The organism is Aeromonas sp. s9, from assembly GCF_040907765.1.
Lineage (GTDB): Bacteria > Pseudomonadota > Gammaproteobacteria > Enterobacterales > Aeromonadaceae > Aeromonas > Aeromonas caviae.
Genome location: NZ_JBFOCK010000095.1, coordinates 1 through 22718, shown reverse-complemented (window position 1 = coordinate 22718; position 22718 = coordinate 1). Strand labels below are relative to the sequence as shown.

Here is a 22718-nt window from a genome sequence, read left to right as displayed (position 1 = left end):
ATGCATGGCCGGGGCAATCAGCCCCGGCGCGGCGGACTCACTCCCGTGGTCCGAAAAATTCTCCCAGGGTCGCCAGCTCCCGGGTCCGTGGAATGGCAGGCAGGCTCTTGATGAAGGTGGCGCCATAGGGCTTGTTGACCACCCGAGGATCACAAATAACCAGTACGCCGTGATCACTGCGATCACGGATGAGCCGCCCCACCCCCTGCTTGAGGGCAATCACCGCCTTGGGCAACTGCAGCTCGGCAAAGGGATCCCCCCCCTTGAGCTTGCAATCCTCCACCCGTGCCTTGAGCTGGGGATCGTCCGGGCTAGCAAAAGGCAGTTTGTCGATGATAACACAGGACAATGCCGCCCCCCGCACGTCTATCCCCTCCCAGAAACTGCTGGTGGCCACCAGCACGGCCCGACCGTTTTCCACGAAGGTCTTGAGCAGCCGCTGCTTGTTGTCTTCCCCTTGCAGCAGGACGGTGCGGCCGATTTCCCGGCGCAGCACCTCAGCCACCTGGCGCATCACCTGATGGCTGGTGCAGAGGAAGAAGCACCCCCCTGGCGTCTTGTTGATGAGGGGGATCATCAGGGTCGCCAGCTGCTCCCCGCGCCCGAAGGCATTGGGCTCTGGCAGGAAACGGGGTACGCACAGGCGCGCCTGCTCGGCGTAATCGAACGGACTGTCGAGAATGAGTTCGGCGCTGCCGGCCAGCCCCATCTCGGCGACGAAGTGGGCGAAGCGATTGTCCACCGTCAAGGTGGCCGAGGTGAAGACCCAGGCCACCTCGGGGCGCTGCACCTCGGCACCGAAGCGCTCGGCGACCGACAGCGGCGTCAGATTGAGGGTAAAGTGCAGACGCGAACAGTCATACCAGTAGGAGAAACCGGTCTGGTTGACCGCCAGCACCTCCCCAAGGCGGGTACGCAGCTCGCTGATGCGCTCGAAACAATGATCCAGCTGCTCCCCTCGCCCGAGCGCCAGTTTCAGCACTTCATAACAGAGCCCGATGGCATCGTTGAGGCGGGCCAGCGCCTGGGCCCAGAGGGATTGTCTCAGCAGATCCCGGGTGTTGCCGCGCCCCCCCTCCACGCCGAAGGCAAGGCGCAAATCCTGACTGGCAATGGCGAGCCTGTCCGCCGCCTTGCCAAGCTGGGCCATGTCATGAGCCTCTGCCCGGTAGGCGAGCTGGATATCCTGCGCCAAATCCTGGATGGTGCGACTGCCCACGGACTTGCCGAAGTAGTGGCTGGCGATCTCGGGCAGCTGGTGCGCCTCGTCGAAGACATAGACCTGCACCTCGGGCACCAGCTCGCCAAAGCCGGTGTCTTTGACCGCCATGTCGGCGAAAAAGAGATGGTGGTTGATCACCACCACCTGGGCGTCCATGGCACGGCGCCGGGCGATGACCAGGTGACAATCATCGTAATAGGGGCAGTCGCGACCCAGGCAGTTGTCGTTGGTGCTGGTGACGTGGGCAAGGATCTCGGCGTTCTCCTGTAGCCCCGGGATATCCCCCACATCGCCGTTGTCGGTGGCAGTCGACCAGGATTTGACCTTCACGAGATCGCTCAGGATCTCGGGCTTTTGCAGATGGGATTCACTCAACAGCCGGTTCATCCGCTCGATGCAGAGATAATTGCTGCGCCCCTTGAGCAGTGCCACCGGCGGGGTGTAGTGAAGCGCCCCCGTGATGGTGGGCAGATCCCGATAGAAGAGCTGCTCTTGCAGGTTCTTGGACCCGGTACTGATCACCACCCGCTTGCCGGATTCCAGCGCAGGCACCAGATAGGCATAGGTTTTGCCAGTGCCCGTTCCAGCCTCCACCAGCAAGCGGCCACCTTGCTTGATGGCGCGCGACACCGCCTCGGCCATCTCCAGTTGCGGGGCACGGGCCTTGAAGCCGTCGATATGGCGGGCCAGGGGGCCGTCTGGCTTGAACAGGGTCTGGATGATGGTCAAAGGCATGTCCCGCTGCAAAAGCGGGCATTATGCCAAAAGCGCGGAAAAAGCGGGACTGATAATGCGTTCAGACGAAGAGATCAATCCGGTGGTCCGGATCCGGTTTGTGATCATCATCCTGCACCGCTGGTTGATCAGGCTTTGGCGGCTGCTCTCTCTGCTGGTGATGCTGGCCACCGCCGCCATTGTCGGTGCCTATCTTGCGCAGCTGATGTTTCTGGCTGATCTGGGTCACCTCCCGCTTGATGTCATCCGGGCTCGGTGTCGAGGGTGCGCGGGGCAGGATGGGAAATAACAGGTCCTGGCTGGGCATGATGTCGCCTCCTTTGGCATCTCATTGTCTAGTTATCGACCAGAAAACCGTTTTCTCAACTTTAATCGTCCGGATCACATTTTTCGGTTGCATTTTCTGTCAAGGCAGGTAGTTTAAATCGGGCGTCAACAACGGCATCTGATTTGTAAAGGATTCATTACATCATGAAGTTCACCACCCTGAAGACTCATCATCACCATCATCATCCCGAATAGTCTTTCAGGAGGTTGACTGCTGGAAGACACTTAACTGGTGACTTCCAAAAGGACCGCAAGATTCATGAACCCTCGGAAGCACATACTTCCGAGGGTTTTTTCGTTTTTGACTAGAAGGAAATCGAGCAATGGAAACACAACGTCTGCGCATCGCCATGCAAAAATCCGGTCGTTTGAGCCAGGATTCCCAGGCCCTCTTCAAGAGCTGCGGCCTCAAGATCAACCTGCGGGAACAGCGCCTCATCGCCCATGTCGAGAACATGCCCATCGACATTCTGCGAGTGCGTGATGACGACATCCCGGGTCTGGTGATGGAAGGGGTGGTCGATCTTGGCATCATCGGCGAGAACGTTCTCGAAGAGGTGCAGCTCATTCGCGCAGCCCAGGGGCAGCCCTTTGCGGTGAAGACCCTCAAGCAGCTCGACTTCGGCGGCTGCCGCCTCTCTCTGGCGGTGCCGGACGATGTCAACTACACAGGACCCGAGAGCCTGGCCGACAAGCGCATCGCCACCTCCTACCCCGGTCTGCTCAAGCGCTTCTTCGACGAGAAGGGCCTGGGCTTCAAGAGCGTGATGCTGGGTGGCTCGGTGGAAGTGGCCCCCCGCGCGGGTCTGGCCGATGCCATCTGCGATCTGGTCTCCACCGGCGCGACCCTGGAAGCCAACGGCCTGAAAGAGGTCGAGGTGATCTACCGCTCCAAGGCCGTCCTGGTGCAGGCTCCCAACCCCCTGAACGATGCCAAGCAGAAACTCATCGACAAGCTGCTGCCCCGCATCCAGGGGATGCAGCAGGCGCGCGAAAGCAAATACATCATGCTGCACGCCCCCAAAGACAAGCTCGATGCCATCACCGATCTGCTGCCGGGGGCGGAGCGTCCCACCATCATGCAGCTCGCCGGTGACACCAACCAGGTGGCCCTGCACGTCGTCTCCAGCGAAACCCTGTTCTGGGAGACCATGGAACAGCTCAAGGCCCTGGGTGCCAGCTCCATCCTGGTGCTGCCCATTGAAAAGATGATGGAATAAGCCGAGATGATGGAATAAGGAAGACACATCATGCAGACCCTGATCTGGAAGACCCTCTCCCCCGCCCGGCAAGCCGAGGTCCTGACCCGGCCCGCCCTTGGCGACGAAGCCGACATCGGTACCGTGGTGCGAGACATCATTGCCGCGGTACGTAGCCGGGGCGATGAGGCCCTGCGCGAGCTGAGCCAGCGTTTCGAACGCGCGCCCCGCGAACAGCTTCGGGTGAGCGACGCGGAAGTGGATGCCGCCTGCGCTCGACTCGGTGATGACATCAAGGGTGCCATCGAGGCCGCCATCGCCAATATCCGTACCTTCCACGCCGCCCAGGTACAGCCCGTCGTCCGAGTCGAAACCCAGCCCGGGGTACTGTGCGAGCTGCGCACCCAACCCATCAGCCGGGTCGGCCTCTATGTCCCGGGAGGCAGCGCGCCGCTCCCCTCCACCGTGATGATGCTGGCCATTCCGGCAAGCCTGGCCGGTTGCCGTGAGGTGGTGCTCTGTACCCCGTCTCCGGCGAGCGACGAGATCCTGTTTGCCGCCCGCGCCTGTGGCGTCCGTCAGGTGTTCGCCATCGGCGGCGCCCAGGCCATCGCGGCCATGGCCTATGGCACGCAAACCATCCCCAAGGTGGACAAGATCTTCGGCCCGGGCAACGCCTATGTGACCGAAGCCAAGGGCCAGGTTTCCCGTGACTGGCGGGGCGCCGCCATCGACATGCCAGCCGGCCCCTCCGAGGTGCTGGTGATCGCAGACGAGAGCGCCAACCCGGCCTTCGTGGCATCGGATCTGCTCTCCCAGGCCGAGCACGGCCCCGACAGCCAGGTGGTGCTGGTCACCACCTCCGCTTCCCTGGCCGATGCCATCGGCAGCGAGATCCAGGCGCAACTCGCCGACCTCAGCCGCCGCGACATCGCCGAGCAAGCCCTGAAGGCAAGCCTGGTGATCCTCTGCGACAACCTGGAGGAGGCCTGCGCCATCTCCAACGCCTATGCACCGGAACACCTCATCGTGCAGACCCGGGCACCCCGGGATCTGCTGGACAAGCTCGAGAACGCGGGCTCCATCTTCCTCGGGGCATGGACACCGGAGTCGGTCGGTGATTACGCCAGCGGCACCAACCACACTCTGCCCACCTACGGCTATGCCCGCACTTGCTCGAGCCTGGGGCTTGCTGACTATCAGCGCCGCTACACGGTTCAAGAGCTCACTGCAGACGGCATTCGCGGCCTTGGCCCCATTGTCCAGCGCATCGCCCAGGCCGAGGGGCTCGATGCCCACAAGCATGCCGTCACCCTCAGGTTGAACGCCCTGGCCGCCGAGCCCCAACAAACAGCACAGCAGAAGGATTTGTCATGAGCATCGTCAATCTGGCCCGTCGCGTTGTACGGGCTCTCACTCCCTACCAGTCCGCGCGCCGCATCGGCGGCCAGGGCCACGTCTGGCTCAATGCCAACGAGGCCCCCCTGGCCTATCCCTTCACCGTCGAGGGGAGTCGCCTCAACCGCTATCCCGAGTGCCAGCCGGCCGAGGTGGTGAATGGCTATGCCGCCTACGCCGGGGTCAATCCGGATCAGGTGCTGGTAAGCCGCGGTGCCGACGAGGCCATCGAGCTCTTGATCCGCACCTTCTGCGAGGCGGGGGAAGATCAGATCCTCATCTGCCCCCCCACCTACGGCATGTACGCCATCAGCGCCGAGACCTGTGGCGTGGGGATTGTCGAGCAGCCATTGACCGCCAGCCGTCAGCCGGACTGGCCCGCCATCGCCGATCGCCTCTCTGACGTGAAGCTGGTGTTCCTCTGCTCCCCCAACAATCCCACCGGGGATCTGGTGGGCCGCAAGGGACTCGTCGCCCTGCTGGAGAAGGCCCGGGACCGCGCCATCATCGTCGTGGACGAGGCCTACATCGAATTCTGCCCGGAGGCCTCTGTGGTGGACCTGCTCGCCCAATACCCGAACCTGGTGGTGACCCGTACCCTCTCCAAGGCCTTTGCCCTGGCAGGGATCCGCTGCGGCTTTACTTTGGGGGATCCCGAGGTGATTGCCATGCTGGCCAAGGTGATCGCGCCCTACCCCATTCCCGACCCCATCGCCCAGATTGCCGCCCAGGCGCTCTCTCCCATGGGGCTGGAACTGATGCAGGAGCGGGTGCTGGAACTCAACAAGCAAAAGGCGCTCATCAAGGCGGAGCTGCTTCGTCTGCCCTGCGTCAAGGAAGTGTTCGAGGACAAGGGCAACTTCGTGCTGGTGCGCTTCAAAGATGGCGCCGCCGTGTTCGCCGCCATGAAGGCCGCCGGCATCATCTTGCGTGATTTCTCCAGCAAGCCTGGCCTTGACAACAGCATCCGCATCACCATCGGCTATCAGGGCGAAATGGACGCCGTGCTGGCCGTGCTGCGTGACCTGCCCCCACCCTCTCTGTAAGACAAGCAAGGATGTAGCGATGAAAACCCCGTTTTTGTTTATCGACCGTGACGGCACCCTGATCGAGGAGCCGGTCACCGACAAGCAGGTGGACAGCCTTGCGAAGCTGCGCTTCGAGCCCATGGTGATACCTGTGCTGCGTGAGCTCCAGGCCGCCGGCTACGTGCTGGTGATGGTGACCAACCAGGATGGGCTCGGCACCGCCAGCCTGCCCCTTGAACACTTCCAGCCGCCCCACGACCTGATGATGCACCTCTTCGAATCCCAGGGTGTTACCTGGGAGCAAGTGCTGATCTGTCCACACTTCCCTACCGACGGTTGCAGCTGCCGCAAGCCTCACCTTGGGCTGGTGAAGGAGTATCTCGCCTCGGGCCGCATCGACTTTGCCAACTCCTTCGTGATTGGCGACAGACAGACCGACATCCAGCTTGCCGAGAACATGGGCATCCGCAGCATACGTTACCACCCGCAAGATCACGGCTGGACTGTCATTCGTGATCAGCTGCTCTCCAAGGGGCGCGTGGCCGAGGTGGAGCGCTACACCAAGGAGACCCGCATCCAGGTGGCGGTGGATCTCGACAAGAGCGGTGGCAACCAGATCGCCACCGGCATCGGCTTCTTCGATCACATGCTGGATCAGATAGCGACCCACGCGGGCTTTCGCCTCAAGCTCAAAGTGAGCGGCGATCTGCACATCGACGATCACCACACGGTGGAAGATGTGGGATTGGCGCTGGGTCAAGCCCTGCGCCAGGCCCTTGGCAACAAGCGCGGCATCGGCCGCTTCGGCTTCGTGCTGGCGATGGACGAGGTGCAGGCGGTGATCGACGGGCGTCCCCGCCAGGAGGCTGACAACACCTCGCTGACCGAGCTGGACGTGGCCACGGCGCTGGATCTGAGCGGCCGTCCCTACTTCGTGTTCGACTGCCCGAGCGGCTTTGGTCGCGACAGCGTGGGAGAGATGGCCACCGAGATGGTGCCCCACTTCTTCCGCTCCCTCTCTGACGCCATGGCCATCACCTTGCAGATGAAGGTGGGCAGCGGCAACACCCACCACCAGGTGGAAGCGCTGTTCAAAGGCTTTGGCCGCGCCCTGCGCCAGGCCATTCGCGTGGAAGGGAGCGAGCTTCCCTCCAGCAAGGGGGTGCTGTGATGGGGAAACAGAACCTGGTCATCATCGACACCGGCTGCGCCAATCTCGCCTCGGTGCGCATGGCGTTCGAGCGCCTCGGCGTGCAGCCCAGGGTGAGCTGCAAGGCCGCCGACATCGAGCAGGCCGACAAGCTGATCCTGCCCGGCGTCGGCACTGCCATCGCCGCCATGAAGAACCTCAATGAGCGGGAACTGGTGCCCCTCATTCGCGCCGCCAAGCAGCCGCTGCTCGGTTTTTGCCTCGGCATGCAGATGCTGGCACAGGCCTCGGAAGAGAACATGAGCGCCGATGGCAGCGAAGGAGCGCTCATCGACTGCCTCGGCATCGTGCCTGGCAGGATCCGCCTGATGGAGGTGGGCAACCTGCGCCTGCCCCACATGGGCTGGAACCAGATTGAACACGACGAGACCCACCCGCTACTCAAAGGCATCCCCAGCGGCAGCTACTTCTACTTTGTCCACTCCTATGCGCTGGAGGTGACCGACGCGACCCTGGCGACCTGCGACTACGGCCTGCCCTTTACCGCCATCGTCGGGCGGGACAACTTCTTTGGCGCCCAATTCCACCCGGAGCGATCCGGCCCGGCCGGTGCCCGCCTACTGCAAAACTTTCTGGAGCTATGACAGGCATGATTATTCCCGCAATCGACCTTATCAACGGTCAGGTCGTGCGCCTCTACCAGGGCGACTACGGCCAGAAAACCGCCTACAGCGACAACCCGCAGGCCCGCTTCGATGACTATGTCAGCCAGGGGGCGGCGCAGCTGCACCTGGTGGATCTGGACGGCGCCAAGGATGCCAAGGCCCGCCAGTTGGCCCTCATCGCCCAGCTGCTGTCCGCCACCGAGGCACCGGTGCAGGTCGGCGGCGGCGTGCGCAGCGAACAGGATGTGGCCGACTTGCTGGCGGCCGGCGCCAGCCGGGTGGTGATCGGTTCCACCGCCGTCAAATCCCCGGATCTGGTGGCCAGCTGGATGGAGAAATATGGTCCCGAGCGCATCGTGCTGGCCCTGGATGTCAACATCGATGAACAGGGCAACCGCCACATCGCAGTGGCTGGCTGGCAGGAGAACAGCGGCATCTCCATCGAGGCGCTGATCGAGCGCTTCCTCCCCGCCGGACTCAGGCATGTGCTCTGCACCGACATCAGCCGGGACGGTACCCTGGCGGGCACCAACGTCGAACTCTACCGGGATCTCTGCGCCCGCTACCCGAGCGTCGGCTTCCAGGCGTCCGGCGGTATCGGCGGTCTGGCGGATATCGAGGCGCTCAAGGGAACCGGCGTCAAGGGGATCATCCTCGGCCGTGCCCTGCTGGAGGGCAAGTTTGACGTGGCAGAAGCCATTCACTGCTGGGGTGACGGCCGCGCTGCGTGACGCGCCCCTTTCCGGCATCAGACAGCCTGCCCATCCGGGCAGGCCTCTTTCTCCCCGATGGGGGCGAACCTTATGATTTGGCAGCAATTGGCTCTATACTCGACCTCACAGGGATAGCGTCATGGAAGACATATGTTGACACCTCACAACGCCACCATCCTGATCGTCGACGACTCACCCGAAAATCTGATGGTACTGACCGAATTGCTTTCGCCTCATTACCGCGTGCTGGCTGCGCAGAGCGGGGAAAAATGCCTGCGCATCGTCAGCGCGGATCCAAAGCCTGACCTCATCCTGCTGGATGTGATGATGCCCGGCATGGATGGTTATGAAGTGCTCAGGCAATTGCGTCAGTCCCCGATCAGCAGCCGTATTCCCGTCGTTCTGCTCACCGCCCTCGCCGACCCCCAGAGCGAGGAGTTCGGCCTCTCCCTCGGCGCCGCTGATTACATCACCAAGCCCATCAAACCGGTGGTCGTTCAGGCCCGGGTGCGTACCCAGCTGGAGGCCAAGCAGGCCCGTGACGGTCTGCAAAACCAGAATGCGGCGCTGGAAGCCGAGGTCGCGCGGCGAATGGCGGAAAACGACCTGATCCAGCAGGTCTCCATCCGCGCCCTCGCCCATCTGGCGGAGATCCGCGACCCCGAAACCGGCAACCATATCCTGCGCACCCAGGGCTATGTGCGTCTGCTGGCGAGCGCCCTGGCTGATCACCCCCGTTTCGCCGATACCCTGAGCCCGGGTTACATCGATCTGCTGAGCCGCTCCGCACCGCTTCATGATATCGGCAAGGTGGGCATTCCCGACCACATCCTGCTCAAGCCGGGCAAGCTGACCCCGGAGGAGTGGCAGATCATGCGCACCCACGCCAAGCTCGGCAGCGATGCCATCGAGGAGGCCGAACAGGACATGGAGCAGCCCCTGGCCTTCCTCACCCTGGCCAAGGAGATCGCCCACTGGCACCACGAGAAGTGGGATGGCAGCGGCTACCCGGATGGCTTGCAAGGGGACGCCATACCCCTCTCGGCCCGCCTGATGGCGCTGGCAGACGTGTTTGACGCCCTCATCTGCGCCAGGGTCTACAAGCCGGCCATGAGCTACGACGAGGCTCGCGCCCTCATCCTCTCCGGCAGCGGCCACCATTTCGATCCCGATGTCGTGACCGCCTTCGATCGCCATTTCGACGCGTTCGTCACCATTGCCGAACGCTACCAGGATGGCAGCGAGGCCGTGGATGGCTGAGGCTCCCCTGACCCGGGCACATGTGCTCAACGTCGTGCTCACCTATGCCGCCGTGGCAAGCCTGTGGATCCTGCTCTCCGACAAGGCGGTGGAGTGGCTGTTCAGCACCCCTGCCCAGTTTGCCATGGCAAGCACCATCAAGGGCTGGCTCTTCATCCTCATCACGGCCCTCATGCTTTATGCCATGCTGCGTCGTCGCATTGACACCACCGGCAGCACACCTGTCTTTACGCGGCGTCAATGGATCCCCTTCCTGTTGCTCAACGGGCTCATTTTGGCCCTGACCGCCATGGCCATCGCCCGCAACATCGAACTGGCACGCAACAAGGAGGTGGCTCGTCTCGAAGCCATCGCGGATCTCAAGAGCCAGCGCGTCACCGAGTGGCTCGGAACCCACGAGCAGGATATTCACCAGCTCATAAAGGGTCTGGGCAGTACTGATTTCTATCGTCCCGGACAAGCACCATCCTCACCCGAAGCGATCACGCCACCACTGGCAAGGCTGCTCGAATTCATCTCGGTACGCGGATTTCACGGTGCGGCCGTGTTCAATCCTGCCGGACAGCCCCTGTGGCATACCCCGGGTGGCGACACCATGAATGCCACGTTGCGTGACGCCCTGCCACGGCTCGAGCAGGGCAACGTCATGCGTCTTGGTCCCTATCTCGATGATCGCGGTCACGCCAGGCTGGACTTTCTGGTCAATCTGGAGGTTGCTGCAGGACCTGCCCCCGTGCTGGTGATGCAGATAAGCGCAAATCGCTGGCTCGATCAGATCCTGGGGTCCTGGCCCGTCCCAGACAGCAGTGGAGAAGCCATTCTGTTTCGCCAGCAGGGGGATCAGGTCCACTATCTGAGTAGCCTGCGCTATCGCCCGGAACCGGCTCTCACCCTGCACTATCCCGTCACCCACCCCACCCTGCTGGCTGCCCAGTATTTGCGGCTCGCCGAACGCGGCATGCCCCAGGTACTCTATGGCCAGGATTACCGGGGCAGCGAGGTCTTCGGGGTTGTCTATCCGGTCATGAACACGGACTGGTACCTGCTGGCCAAGATCGACAAGGCGGAACTCTACCAGGCCACCTTCAAGGAGAGCGTCTGGATCGGTCTCATCGGCCTGCTGGTGCTCTTTGTCACCAACGCCGGCATCATCCTGCTGCGCCAGCACACCCGGCTGCAGATGGCCGAGCAGCTTCAGCATTCCCAGTCCCAGCGGCTGGAGGCGTTGCAACTGCTCTCCGCCATCGCCGACAGCTCGGAAGACGCCATCTTCGCCAAGAACAAGGAGGGCAGATACATCCTCTTCAACCGGGCCGCCAGCCAGTTTGTCGGCAAGCCGGTTGACGAGGTGCTGGGCCAGGATGATCTGACGCTCTTCCCGCCGCAGCAGGCGCAGATGCTGATGGCATCCGGGCGCCAGGTCATAGAGCGCAACCGGGTGCAGACCGAGGAGGAGTACCTGACCCTGCCCGATGGCGAGCATGTGTTTCTCGCAACCAAAGGCCCCTTGCAAGACAGCGAGGGGCAGGTGATCGGGATCTTCGGCATCTCTCGGGACATCACGGACTTCAAACGGGCCGAGGCCGACTTGCGAGAGCGGGAGGGGCTGTTCCGTGCACTGGTGGAGCAATCCCTTGCCGGGATCTACATCATCCAGCAGGGTCGGCTCTGCTACATCAACCCCTGTTTTGCCCGACTGTTTGGCTATGACACCCCGGGGGCGCTGATCGCCGTTGGCCAGTTGCACGCCCTTGCCGCTCCCAAGGACAGCACCAGGGTTGCCGAGCTGGTGCACGCGTGCGAGCAGGACGCGCGCGATATCCACACCCGCTTCAGTGCCCTGCATCAGCACGGGGAATCCCTGGAGATCGAGCTGTACGGGCGGCGCGTCGACTACCTCGGCCAGCCCGCCATCATCGGCATTCTGCTCGATGTCACCGAACGGGAGCAGGTTGAACAGGCCCTGACCCGCCAGGCCAGCGAGCTGCGCCAGCAGAACCATGAGCTGGAGCGGTTCAACAAGGTGATGGTAGACAGGGAGCTCGCCATGCTGGCCCTCAAGCACCAGATCAACGGGCTCTCCCGTCGGCTCGGAGTGCCGCCCCCCTATCCCCAGGCCCCCATGCCACCGGAGGATCTCCCATGATGAGCTGGTCACCCCTGTGGCATGTGCGCCCCTCCACCCAGCGCTGGGGGATCTCCCTGCTGGCCGTGCTGCTGCCCGTTCTGATGTTGCAAATCCGTGTCCAGCTGCCCATCGCCTTTGGTGAGCGACCGCTGCTGGTTCTCTTCATGCTGCCCATCATCGTTTGCGCCCTGTTGGGGGGCTTGTTGCCAGGTCTGCTCTGCACCCTGATCACCGCCCTGGTCACCAGCTATTTCATGCTCCCCCCCATTTATTCACTGAGTGTCGAGGCTGGCCAGGATCTGGTGCAATGGTGCCTGCTCATCGCCAACGGTCTGCTCATCAGCGTTCTCAGTGCCGCCTTTCATCGCGCCCGGGCCAGAGAGGTCCTGCGCTGGCAGGAGCTGATGAACACCCAGAACCAGTTGCAGCAGAGCGAGAACCGCTTCCAGGTCACCTTCGAACAGGCAGCGGTCGGCATCGCCCTGGTCTCCCCCGATGGACACTGGCTGCGTGTCAATCAGCGGCTGTGCCACATCCTGGGCTACCGGGCCGACGAGCTCACCGGGATGACGTTCCAGCAGTTGACCCACCCGGACGATCTCTACCTCGATGAGGCCCATGTGGCCCGGGTGCTGGCGGGAACTATCCCCCACTACACCCTGGAGAAGCGCTACCTGCACAAGGGGGGCGAGATCATCTGGACCACTCTGACGGTGGCCCTGGTGCGCGACGCCGAAGGCAATCCCGACTACTTCATCTCCATCATCGAGGACAACCGGCAGAACAAGGAGACCGAGGAGGCGCTGCGCCGCAACGAAGCCATACTGCGCGAGTCCCAGCGTCTCGCCAAGATAGGGAACTGGCGCTGGCGCGTGGCCGATGACAGCCACTTCTGGTCACCGGAGATCTATCGCATCTATGGCCGGGATCCGGCCCTCCCCCCTGCCGTCTATCCCGAGGTCAGAAAATACTTCACTCAGGAGGGGTGGCACACGGTGGCCCAGGCCGTCGAGCGCTGCAGGATGGACGGGCAGCCCTACGAGTGCGATGCCGAAGTGATCACGGAGCAGGGGGAGACCGCCTGGGTCATTGCCCGCGGGGCGGCGCTCAGGGACAGGGATGGCACCATACTCGAGCTCTACGGCACCGTGCAGGATATCACGGAGCGCAAGCTCGCAGAGCAGCGCCTGCAACACAATCAGCAGATGGCGCTCGATACCCAGCGTCGTGCTCGCCTCGCAGCCCTGAACCTGATGGACGACGCCATCAGTGCACGGGTGCGTGCCGAAACCGTCAGCAGCGCCCTGCGCGAGAGCGAGCAGCGCCTGCTGATGGCCCAGGAAGGGGCCCATGTCGGCATCTGGGAATGGGATATGGTCAGCAACCGTCTCTTCTTCTCGCCGGAATGCGCCCGCCTCTATGGCCGCAGTGCCGAGGCGCTCGGCGAGCTGGCCGCCTGGCAAGCCTGCCTGCATCCGGATGACAGGCCCCGCATCGAGCAGTTGCTAGCGGAGCGGGCGGTCAGCGGCGCCCCCGTCGAGCTGGAGTTCAGGATCCTGCTGCCAGATGGCGGCATCCGCTGGCTGGTGAGCAAAGGGAGCGTCTATCGGGACGCCCAGCAGCGGCCCGTGCGCCTCCTTGGCATCCATCTGGACATCACCCAGAGCAAGCTGGCCGAGCAGCAGTTGCGCCAGTTGTCCCTGGCCCTCGAACAGAGCCCTGACGGCGTCTTCATCACCGACACCCGGGCGCGCATCGAGTACGTCAACCCCGCCTTCCTCGCCGCCAGCGGTTACCAGCAGCACGAAGTGATAGGCCGGACCCCGTCCCTGCTGCGCTCTGGCCTCACCCCGGATGCCAGCTATGTCGCCCTGTGGGATGCCATCAACCACGGCCAGCGCTGGCATGGCGAATTCATCAACCAGCGCAAGGATGGCTCCCACTACCAGGTGCTGGCCACGGTGTCGCCGATCCGCCAGGAGAGCGGCGAAATCACCCACTACGTCACGGTCCAGGCCGACATCACCGAGAAGAAGCAGCTCGGCGAGGAGCTGGACCAGTATCGTTACCACCTGGAGGAGATGGTCAACGAGCGCACCCGGCAGCTGGCCCAGGCCCACCAGCGGGCCGAAAGTGCCAACCACGCCAAGAGCGCCTTTCTTGCCAACATGAGCCACGAGATCCGCACCCCCATGAATGCCATCCTGGGGCTCACCTATCTGCTCAAGCGCGACACCCGGGATCCCACCGACCTCGAACGGCTGACCAAGATAGACACTGCCGCCCAGCACCTGCTCAGCATCCTCAACGACATCCTGGATCTCTCCAAGATCGATGCGGGCAAGATGACGCTGGAGCTGACCGATTTCTCCCTCTCCGCCATGCTGGACAACGTCCGCGCCCTGATGAACGACCAGGCCAGGGCCAAGGGGCTCACCATAGTGACGGACATCGGCGATACCCCCGCCTGGGTGCACGGCGACATCACCCGCCTGCGCCAGGCCCTGCTCAACTATGCGACCAACGCCATCAAGTTCACCGAGCAGGGAACCGTCACCCTGCGCGTCAGGCTGGCCCGCCCCCTCACCACCGGCTACCTGCTGCGCTTCGAGGTGGAAGACACCGGCATCGGCATCACCCCTGCACAGCGCGAGAAGCTGTTCCAGGCGTTCGAACAGGCGGATGTCTCCACCACTCGCAGATATGGCGGCACTGGCCTTGGCCTTGCAATCACCAGCCGGATCGCCGCCCTGATGGGGGGTGAGGTCGGAGTCACCAGCGAGCCAGGCCAGGGAAGCTGCTTCTGGTTTACCGCCAGGCTGTTCAAGGCAAAAGAGGACGCTCCTTCCCGGACCCCGTCCGAGCAGGGGAACCAACAGGCCTTCAGCTTCCCTCGCCACGCCCGGATCCTGCTGGTGGAAGACAACGCCATCAACCGGGAAGTGGTGCTCGAGCTCCTGTGCCACAGCGGCCTCGTCATCGAGACTGCCGTCAACGGCCAGGAGGCCCTGGCCCTCGTCAACCAGCATCCCTTCGACCTCATCCTGATGGACATACAGATGCCGGTGATGGATGGCTACAGCGCCACCCGCGCCATCCGGGCCCTGCCCGGCATGGACAGGTTGCCCATTCTGGCGCTCACCGCCAGCGCCTTCGAGGAGGACAGAAAGGCGAGCGAGTCGGCCGGCATGAACGATTTCATTGCCAAGCCCGTCACCCCCGCCAAGCTGTTTGACGCCCTGCAGCGCTGGTTGCCCCAGAGCAAGGTCCCCGAGATTGACCCGGACGACAGCACTCGCCATCCCGTGACAGGCCCCCTTGCCCGCCTGCAGGCACACCAGGGTCTGGATCTCGACCAGGGGCTGGCGACCCTCAACGGCAATCAGGAGAAATACCTGGCCCTGCTTCGCTACTTCATCCATGAGCATGGCCAGGACATGGCCCGGCTGCACTGCCACTTGCAGGCCGGGGAGCACAGCGATGCAACTCGCATGGCCCACAGCCTGCGCGGCGTGGCGAGCACCCTGGGGGCACATGAGCTGTCGCGCCACTGCCTCGCCCTGGAGCAGGCCATCGCGGGCGGCGACACTGAGCCAACCGGACTCATGTCATCCATCGATGAGGAGATAGCCACCCTTTGCGCTCTGCTCGGGGACGATCTCGCCGCCCCGACCACCGATCTGGTGCCCCTGGGAGATCAGTGGCGCCAGCAACTGCTGGGCCAGATGGAAGCCCTGCTGGTGCAAAGCGACACCGCCGTGATCCCCCTCTACGAGCAGTATGCCGGCCCCCTTCGCCTCATGCTGGGGTCTCGCAGCGACACCCTGACCAGGCAACTGAAGGCGTTTGATTTTGATGCCGCCCTGCTCACCCTGCGCCAGCATATGGCAACGGACGAGACCCACCCGGACGATCGGGCTCCCCTCCCCGAGGCGCCAGCCTGCCATCCGGGGCAGGTGAAGGGCGACAAAGGGTTGAATCACTGAATGAAGTCATGCATATAGTGGGGTGCCCAGAGGCGACGAGACGGCCTGCCGGGCCTGTCGTTTCTCCCTTCATGGGCCCCCGTTCAAGGCATGCCAACCCTGTTCCCGTCCGCCGCCCGGGCCAACGCCGGCGGCAGAACGACGTTTCTTTAACCGTGCTTTACATGGAGCAATGAGCATGTTGTCAAAGCGTATTATCCCCTGTCTCGACGTCAAAGATGGCGTGGTGGTCAAGGGCGTGCAGTTTCGCAACCACGAGGTGATGGGCGGCATTGTCGACCTCGCCCGCCGCTACGCCGCCGAGGGCGCCGATGAGCTGGTCTTCTATGACATCACCGCCTCGAGCGACGAACGGGTAGTGGACAAGAGCTGGGTAAGCCGGGTGGCGGAAGTCATCGACATCCCCTTCTGCGTCGCCGGCGGCATCAAAAGCGTGGAGGATGCCCGCCAGATCCTGGAATTCGGTGCCGACAAGGTCTCCATCAACTCCCCCGCCCTGGCCGATCCCACCCTGATCACCCGGCTCGCCGAGCGCTTCGGCGTGCAGTGCGTGGTGGTGGGTATCGATTCCTACTTCGATGCCGCCCTCGGTCAATATCAGGTCAAACAGTATACCGGCGACGAGAGCCGCACCCGCACCACCACCTGGACCACCCTGGAGTGGGTACAGGAAGTGCAGCGCCGGGGCGCGGGAGAGATAGTGCTCAACGTGATGAACCAGGACGGCATGCGTCAGGGGTACGACCTTGAGCAGCTCAAGCTGGTGCGCGCCGTGTGCAAGGTGCCCCTCATCGCCTCCGGCGGCGCCGGGGCCATGGAGCACTTTCGCGATGCCTTTACCCTGGCCGACGTGGACGGGGCGCTGGCCGCCTCCGTGTTCCACAAGGGCCTCATTCCCATTCCCGAATTGAAACGCTGGCTGAAAAACGAAGGAGTCGCCATCCGTGAATAATCAAGCAGTAGACAATGCATTGCCGCTGGCCGAGCGCCTGGACTGGGCCAAGTGTGAGGGCATGATCCCCGCCATCGTCCAGCATTCCCTCAGCGGCGAAGTGCTGATGCAGGGCTTCATGACCCGCGAGGCGCTGGAAAAGACCCAGACCACCGGCCAGGTCACCTTCTTCAGCCGCAGCAAGCAGCGCCTGTGGACCAAGGGCGAGAGCTCGGGCCATGTGCTCAAGCTCGTCGCCATCACCACCGATTGTGATCAGGACTCCCTGCTCATTGCCGCCGACCCGGTCGGCCCCACCTGCCATCTGGGCAACCCCTCCTGCTTCGACGGCCACCCCGTGCCGCCGCTCGGCTTCCTGGCCGAGCTCGAACAGATCCTGGCATCACGCAAAGGGGCAGATCCCGCCACCAGCTACACCGCCAGCCTCTATGGCAAAGGCACCAAGCGCATCGCCCAGAAGGTGGGTGAAGAGGGGGTGGAAGTGGCCCTGGCCGCCATGGCGAAAGACAGAGAAGAGCTCATCAACGAATCCGCTGACCTGCTCTACCACCTGACCGTCTTGCTGCAAAACGAAGGCTTGGGTTTGAAGGATGTGGTGCAGCGCCTGCATGAGCGCCACACCAAGTAATTATTGAATTCTGTTCAACAAAACGGGCCCTGTGGGCCCGTTTCATTTCATGATTGTCCCCTCGCCGGGGGATGGCAGGCCCCGCGCCGCCCTCAGCCGATACGGGTCCAGAAGCTCATGTTGACCGAGTCATGGTCAAGCAGGGTCAGGTACTCCCCTGCCACGTCGTTGTGCAGCCACTGCTGGCAGTAGGCTTCCACCAGCGACTGGCTGGGGGCCATCACCACGTCCGCATAGAGGCCGTCGGCGCCGCGCAGCAGGCAGTGCATGATGAGCCCGGATTGCTGGACAAGAAACTCGGACTCGACCCGCCGTGACAGGGCGAGCAAATCCGCCTCCGTCACCCCTTCCCTGAGCCTAAAGGTGGCAAATTCGACGCCCCCTGCCTCTTGCATGTCACCCTTGATGATCACCTCGTTTTCTCCGTTGTGGATGGTCTGGAGAACCCAGCATAACGAAGGGCTACTGACAGCCTTGTGTCAGTCCTGAATGACTTTTTCGGCGCCACTGCGCCCAGGGGGGAACGCGTCCGACTGGCGCAGGGCAAGGTAATCGGCCAGGGTCGCACCAGGTGGTGCCCCTTCTCCCGGTCGGCACGACGCCAGGGTGTCGATGCGATCCACCCTGAAATCCCGGTAGGCCAGGCGCAGCGCACACCAGGCGCCGAGCGTCCAGCATCCGCCCCAGTAGAAGAGCCCGAGGGGAAAGAGCTGGCGTTCCGTCCTGCTGGCGCTGGCATCCCGGTAGCCAATGTGCAGCCAGTGACCGGCCGTGATGGCATCGTGCAACCTGTCCCAGCGAGCGTATGCAGGGTGCGCCGTGGAATAGTCCGGCACCCGCACCACGGGGACGCGAGGTGCCCGAGCCTCCTTGGCGGGCAGGGCCGCCTCAATCTTGGCGAGCAGGGCGCGGGCAGGATCGGCCATCCCCTTGCCCGTCAGCACCGCCACCAGGTTCACCCCGGTGATGAGGGCCTCCACCTCGGCCGCACTCAGTTGCAACGGGGCCATCTCGAACCCCTCGCTCAGCCGATAGCCCAGCCCGGCTTCCCCGTAAACCGGAATGCCCGCCAAAGAGAGATCGTCGATATAGCGGTAGATGGTGCGCTCCGACACACACAGGCGCGTCGCCAGCTCCCGGGCGGTCAGGGGTTGATGCGCCCGCAGCAGGTTGGTCAGTTGAAACAGTCGATCCGATTTTCTCACAGGCATCCTCAGGCTCGCGGGACATGGCAGGCATGGTAAGCCGGGACGGGCTCGAAAGGCACGTCTTGTTGGCTGGCGACCGCTACCGGCGAGGCCCTGCTTCTTTGCATCGCGCAACACAAAACGGACCCGCAGGCCCGTTGATGGCACGGCGCCTTTGTCGTCACGCCAACTGCTTGCGCAGCATGAATTTTTGCACCTTGCCGGTGGAGGTCTTGGGCAGCGGGGTGAAGATGATGCGCTTGGGGGCCTTGAAGTGGGCCATCTGCTCGCGGCAGAACCCGATGAGCTCGGCCTGGGTGAGCTCGCGCCCCTCCTTGAGCTTGACGAAGGCGCAGGGCACCTCCCCCCAGGTCTCGTCCGGCATGGCGATCACCGCGGCTTCTTCCACATCGGGGTGGCGATAGAGCACGTCTTCCACCTCCAGGCTGGAGATGTTCTCCCCGCCGGAGATGATGATGTCCTTGGATCTGTCCTTGATCTCCACATAACCGTCCGGGTGCCAGACCGCGAGATCCCCGCTTCGAAACCATCCCTGTGCCATCGCCTCTTCGCTCGCCGCCGAGTTCTTGAGGTAGCCCTTCATGACGATGTTGCCCCGCAGCACTATCTCTCCCAGGGTTTTGCCATCCATGGGGACCGGCTCGCCGCTGACGGGGTTGATGACCCGCATCTCCCCTTGCAGGGGGGAGGCCACCCCCTGGCGCGCCTTGAGACGGGAGAGCGTGGTGGCATCCTGCCCCTGCCAGCGTCTTTGCGGCTCGCACACCACGCAGGGGCCATAGGTTTCGGTGAGGCCATAGACATGGGTCACGGCGATCCCCATGGCCTCCATGCCGGCGATCACGGTGGCGGGCGGCGCTGCCCCCGCCGTCATCGCCTTGACGGGGTGGTCGAGCCCCTGCTTGAGCGCCGGATCGGCATTGTTGAGCATATTGAGCACGATGGGGGCGGCGCAGAAATGGCTCACCTTGTGCTCGCGCAGCGCCCCGTAGATGGCCGCCGCCTGCACGTGGCGCAGACAGACGCTCACCCCGGCGGTGGCCGCCAGGGTCCAGGGGAAGCACCAGCCGTTGCAGTGGAACATCGGCAGGGTCCAGAGGTAGACGGGGTGCTTGGGCAGCTCCCAGGAGAGGGCGTTGTTGACCGCATTGAGGTGGGCGCCGCGATGGTGATAGACCACCCCCTTGGGATTCCCCGTGGTGCCGGAGGTGTAGTTGAGGGAAATGGCCTGCCACTCGTCCGCCGGCAGCCAGCCGGGTTCGTCCCCGTCCCCCAGGGCGATGAACCCCTCGTAGTCGAGCTCGCCGACCAGCACCCCTTCCCGGTAGAGGGGATCGTCGATGGCGATCACCAGGGGCTGGCTGTCAATGAGAGAGAGCGCCTTTCGCACCACGGCGCCGAACTCCCGGTCCACCAGCACCATCTTGCTCTGGGCGTGCTGGAAGATGAAGCCCATGGCGTCCGCATCGAGCCGGGTGTTGATGGTGTTGAGCACAGCGCCGCTCATGGGCACCCCGAAGTGCGCCTCGAACATGGCCGGCACATTGGGGGCGACGATGGAGACGGTGTCCCCCTCGCCAATGCCGCGACGGCGCAGGGCCGAGGCGAGCTGGCGGCAACGGCGTTCGGTCTGGGCCCAGCTCTGGCGCAGGGGCCCATGGATCAGCGCCGGATAGTCGGGATAGACCCGGGCGGCCCGCCCCAGAAAGCTCAAGGGGGTCAGCGCCTCGAAATTGGCGGGCGTCTTGCCAAGGCCGGCGTCGTACATGTTCTGCTCTGTCATCGGATCCTTCCTCACAGGGACACAAAACGGGGTGGCTCTCGCGGTTCACCACGACCGGCATTGCGCCCTGATACGGGGCCAGGACGCCGGCTGGAACCGGATGAAAGGGTATCAAGGGGGCCAGATCCCAGGTATTAGCGAAACGTCTTAGGGGCCCTCGGCCCTGCTCCCCCTGTCGCCAATCGCCGACGCTATTTTTGCGCGGTCACTTTTTGCGCAGTCAGCCCCTGTCGCGATCCCGTGGCCCTTGCCTTGAGCCTGCGGCGCAAAATGCGAAGAATGATCCCAAGCCCTCAACGGGTATGAGTACGAGGAGAAGAGTGATGAACAAATCCATGTTGGCAGGTGTCGGGATCGGTGTAGCCTCTGCGCTGGCATTGTCGGCGGTCGCCAGCGGATCCCTGTTTTCATCAGAGCCCCAGTTTGCCGAGGTGCTGGCCAGCAAGCCGGTGACCGAGACCATCAAGACGCCGCGTCAGGAGTGCCGCAACGTCACCCTGACCCACCGCAAGCCGGTGCAGGACGAGCACAAGATCCTGGGTACCGTAGTTGGCGCGGCCCTGGGCGGCGTGGTCGGCCACCAGTTTGGCGGTGGCAGCGGCAAGAAGGTGGCCACCGCCGCCGGTGCCGTGGCAGGGGGTTATGCCGGGAATCAGGTGCAGGGCAACATGCAGGCGGGTGATACCTACACCACCACGGAGCAGCGCTGCAAGACGGTGCAGGAGAGCAGCACCCGCACCATCGGCTATGACGTCACCTACCGTCTCGCCGGCCAGGAAGGGGTGGTACGCATGGAGAAGCAACCCGGCCCCACCATTCCGGTCAAGGATGGCAAGCTGGTACTGAGCAACGCGCAGGGTTGATACTCCGTTAGGAGCGCCCTGCCATGAAGAAGGCCCACCATGACGGTAATGCCGATCAGTTAAGGATCCATTGACCGATCCTCAGGCTGTGTAAGAATCCGAAACTCCTTGTTGGGTTTCGGATTTTTTTATGCGTATCGACCAAGCTCTCGACTTCATTCACGCCTGTCCTCCCGGAAAGTTTGAGTCCCTGTCTGACCTGCTGTCACCTGAACTGGTGCAGGCTTGCTTGGCCGAGACGGGCTCCGTCTCCTTGCGCCGACGGCGCATGCCCATGGAGCGGGTGCTATGGGCCATTATCGGGATGTCCTTGTTTCGTCATGTCCCTATGGCCCAGCTGGCCAACCAGCTCGATATCCTGTTACCCGGCGACCGGCCGTTTGTCGTCCCCAGCGCCTTCATCCAGGCGCGCCAAAAACTGGCTGACCAAGCCGTTCGACAGGTGTTCCAGCAGACCGCCACACTCTGGCATCAGCTGTGTCAGCACCCCACCTGGGCCGGCTTGCAGCTGCTGGCCGTGGACGGGGTGGTCTGGCGCACGCCCGATACTCCGGACAATGCCGGCGCCTTTGCCAAGTCGAAAACCGTCCAGGGGGAGACGCAATATCCCCAGGTCCGCATGTTGTGTCAGATGGAGCTGACCAGTCATCTGCTGACCCAGACAGTGATGGACTCCTGTGCGGTAAACGAGATGGTGTTGGCAGAGCAACTGATTGAAAAAACACCCGATAATAGCCTGACCCTGTTCGATAAGGGCTTCTACTCACTGGGGTTACTCCATGCCTGGCAACGCCAGGGCGTAGCGCGTCACTGGCTTATTCCGCTGAAAAAGGGGGCTCAATACGAGGTCATCCGCAAGCTGGGGCGGCAGGATGTGCTGGTACGCCTCAGAGCCAGTCCGCAGGCCAAGAAGAAGTGGAGCGAGTTGCCGGAGCAGTTCGAAGCCCGGCTGCTGACCCGGACGGTAAACGGCAAGGAGCGGCAGGTGCTGACCTCGCTCACCGACCCGCTGCGCTTCCCGGCCAGCGAGTTGATGGAGCTATACCAGAATCGCTGGGAAATCGAGCTGGGCTATCGGGAGATGAAACATAGCCTGCAACAGCACCGGCTGACGCTGCGCAGCAAGAAACCCGATGGAGTAAGGCAGGAGCTATGGGGCTTGGTATTGGCCTATAACCTACTGAGATATCAGATGGTTAGGATGGCGGCGAGCTTAAAGGGCTATACGGCCAGCCAGTTGAGCTTTCACATGGCATCGGTGTATCTGCTGCATGAACTCAGTTGCCTGCCGTTTGTGTCACCGGGCATGGTTCCAGGGCGTGTCGCTGAGTTGGACAAACAGGCAGAGCAGTTCAAGTTACCCGCCCGCCGAGAACGAAGTTACCCAAGGTGCATCAAAGCCAAACCACAGAAGTATGCGACGAGAAAACCTAGTAAAAACAATGCCAGTCAGGCTTAACTGACTGGCATTAC

At 63.2% G+C, this 22718-nt stretch carries 18 protein-coding genes and 1 other annotated feature; of the genes, 13 read left to right on the top strand and 5 right to left on the bottom strand.

Annotated elements, in window-relative coordinates; genetic code table 11:
* Positions 1–37 precede the first annotated feature (37 nt).
* Together AB5Y54_RS18405 and AB5Y54_RS18400 are read right to left on the bottom strand one after the other, a co-directional pair.
* A complete protein-coding gene (locus tag AB5Y54_RS18405; RefSeq protein WP_323885565.1) occupies positions 38–1957 on the bottom strand; it encodes an ATP-dependent DNA helicase in 1920 nt (639 codons plus the stop codon).
* A gap of 61 nt (positions 1958–2018) precedes the next feature.
* Positions 2019–2264 carry a hypothetical protein gene (locus tag AB5Y54_RS18400; protein WP_010674695.1) on the bottom strand — a complete coding sequence of 82 codons (246 nt, stop codon included), beginning with the start codon at positions 2262–2264 and terminating at the stop codon, positions 2019–2021.
* 190 nt (positions 2265–2454) lie between these two features.
* Positions 2455–2579, top strand: a sequence feature (His leader region).
* A gap of 28 nt (positions 2580–2607) precedes the next feature.
* On the opposite strand from AB5Y54_RS18400, the gene hisG reads away from it, so the two are divergent.
* The 11 genes from hisG to hisIE all read left to right on the top strand — a co-directional run bounded on the left by hisG (position 2608) and on the right by hisIE (position 17391).
* Entirely contained in the window at positions 2608–3504 is an 897-nt protein-coding gene (hisG, locus tag AB5Y54_RS18395; RefSeq protein WP_041211400.1) for an ATP phosphoribosyltransferase, read from the top strand.
* 30 nt (positions 3505–3534) lie between these two features.
* Positions 3535–4860 carry a histidinol dehydrogenase gene (gene hisD, locus AB5Y54_RS18390; protein WP_041211399.1) on the top strand — a complete coding sequence of 442 codons (1326 nt, stop codon included), beginning with the start codon at positions 3535–3537 and terminating at the stop codon, positions 4858–4860.
* A complete protein-coding gene (hisC, locus tag AB5Y54_RS18385) occupies positions 4857–5927 on the top strand; it encodes a histidinol-phosphate transaminase (RefSeq protein WP_052815011.1) in 1071 nt (356 codons plus the stop codon). Before hisD ends, hisC begins: the two co-directional genes overlap by 4 nt.
* Positions 5928–5946: 19 nt before the next feature.
* Positions 5947–7080, top strand: coding sequence for a bifunctional histidinol-phosphatase/imidazoleglycerol-phosphate dehydratase HisB (gene hisB / locus AB5Y54_RS18380; RefSeq protein WP_052815012.1), 1134 nt, complete (start codon positions 5947–5949; stop codon positions 7078–7080).
* Positions 7080–7703, top strand: a complete 624-nt coding sequence (gene hisH / locus AB5Y54_RS18375) for an imidazole glycerol phosphate synthase subunit HisH (protein ID WP_039039129.1) — start codon at positions 7080–7082, stop codon at positions 7701–7703. The genes hisB and hisH overlap by 1 nt, the downstream gene beginning before the upstream one ends.
* A gap of 5 nt (positions 7704–7708) precedes the next feature.
* Positions 7709–8455, top strand: a complete 747-nt coding sequence (gene hisA / locus AB5Y54_RS18370) for a 1-(5-phosphoribosyl)-5-[(5-phosphoribosylamino)methylideneamino]imidazole-4-carboxamide isomerase (RefSeq protein WP_045524835.1) — start codon at positions 7709–7711, stop codon at positions 8453–8455.
* Between the two features lie 132 nt (positions 8456–8587).
* Positions 8588–9697: a two-component system response regulator gene (locus AB5Y54_RS18365; protein WP_109112963.1), complete on the top strand. Its 1110-nt coding sequence runs from the start codon at positions 8588–8590 to the stop codon at positions 9695–9697.
* A complete protein-coding gene (locus AB5Y54_RS18360) occupies positions 9690–11843 on the top strand; it encodes a PAS domain S-box protein (protein ID WP_109112964.1) in 2154 nt (717 codons plus the stop codon). The genes AB5Y54_RS18365 and AB5Y54_RS18360 overlap by 8 nt, the downstream gene beginning before the upstream one ends.
* Complete coding sequence (locus AB5Y54_RS18355) at positions 11840–15811, top strand: PAS domain S-box protein (RefSeq protein ID WP_109112965.1); 3972 nt, start codon at positions 11840–11842, stop codon at positions 15809–15811. Before AB5Y54_RS18360 ends, AB5Y54_RS18355 begins: the two co-directional genes overlap by 4 nt.
* A 178-nt stretch (positions 15812–15989) precedes the next feature.
* Positions 15990–16763, top strand: coding sequence for an imidazole glycerol phosphate synthase subunit HisF (gene hisF, locus AB5Y54_RS18350; RefSeq protein ID WP_052815017.1), 774 nt, complete (start codon positions 15990–15992; stop codon positions 16761–16763).
* Positions 16756–17391 (top strand): bifunctional phosphoribosyl-AMP cyclohydrolase/phosphoribosyl-ATP diphosphatase HisIE, encoded by a 636-nt coding sequence (gene hisIE, locus AB5Y54_RS18345; RefSeq protein WP_029314506.1) that lies wholly within the window; start codon positions 16756–16758, stop codon positions 17389–17391. The genes hisF and hisIE overlap by 8 nt, the downstream gene beginning before the upstream one ends.
* A 92-nt stretch (positions 17392–17483) precedes the next feature.
* On the opposite strand, the gene AB5Y54_RS18340 is transcribed toward hisIE, so the two are convergent.
* The 3 genes from AB5Y54_RS18340 to AB5Y54_RS18330 form a co-directional block, all read right to left on the bottom strand.
* Positions 17484–17804: a hypothetical protein gene (locus AB5Y54_RS18340; RefSeq protein ID WP_042863838.1), complete on the bottom strand. Its 321-nt coding sequence runs from the start codon at positions 17802–17804 to the stop codon at positions 17484–17486.
* Positions 17805–17870: 66 nt separating this feature from the next.
* Positions 17871–18569 (bottom strand): YafY family protein, encoded by a 699-nt coding sequence (locus tag AB5Y54_RS18335; protein ID WP_174213900.1) that lies wholly within the window; start codon positions 18567–18569, stop codon positions 17871–17873.
* Positions 18570–18759: 190 nt separating this feature from the next.
* A complete protein-coding gene (locus AB5Y54_RS18330; RefSeq protein WP_109112855.1) occupies positions 18760–20382 on the bottom strand; it encodes an acyl-CoA synthetase in 1623 nt (540 codons plus the stop codon).
* Positions 20383–20705: 323 nt separating this feature from the next.
* Between AB5Y54_RS18330 and AB5Y54_RS18325 the strand changes: the two genes are divergently transcribed.
* Positions 20706–21245 (top strand): glycine zipper 2TM domain-containing protein, encoded by a 540-nt coding sequence (locus tag AB5Y54_RS18325; RefSeq protein ID WP_010674678.1) that lies wholly within the window; start codon positions 20706–20708, stop codon positions 21243–21245.
* Positions 21246–21375: 130 nt separating this feature from the next.
* On the top strand, positions 21376–22704 hold the full coding sequence (locus AB5Y54_RS18320) for an IS4 family transposase (protein ID WP_010676218.1): 1329 nt from the start codon (positions 21376–21378) through the stop codon (positions 22702–22704).
* The last annotated feature ends 14 nt before the right edge of the window (positions 22705–22718 follow it).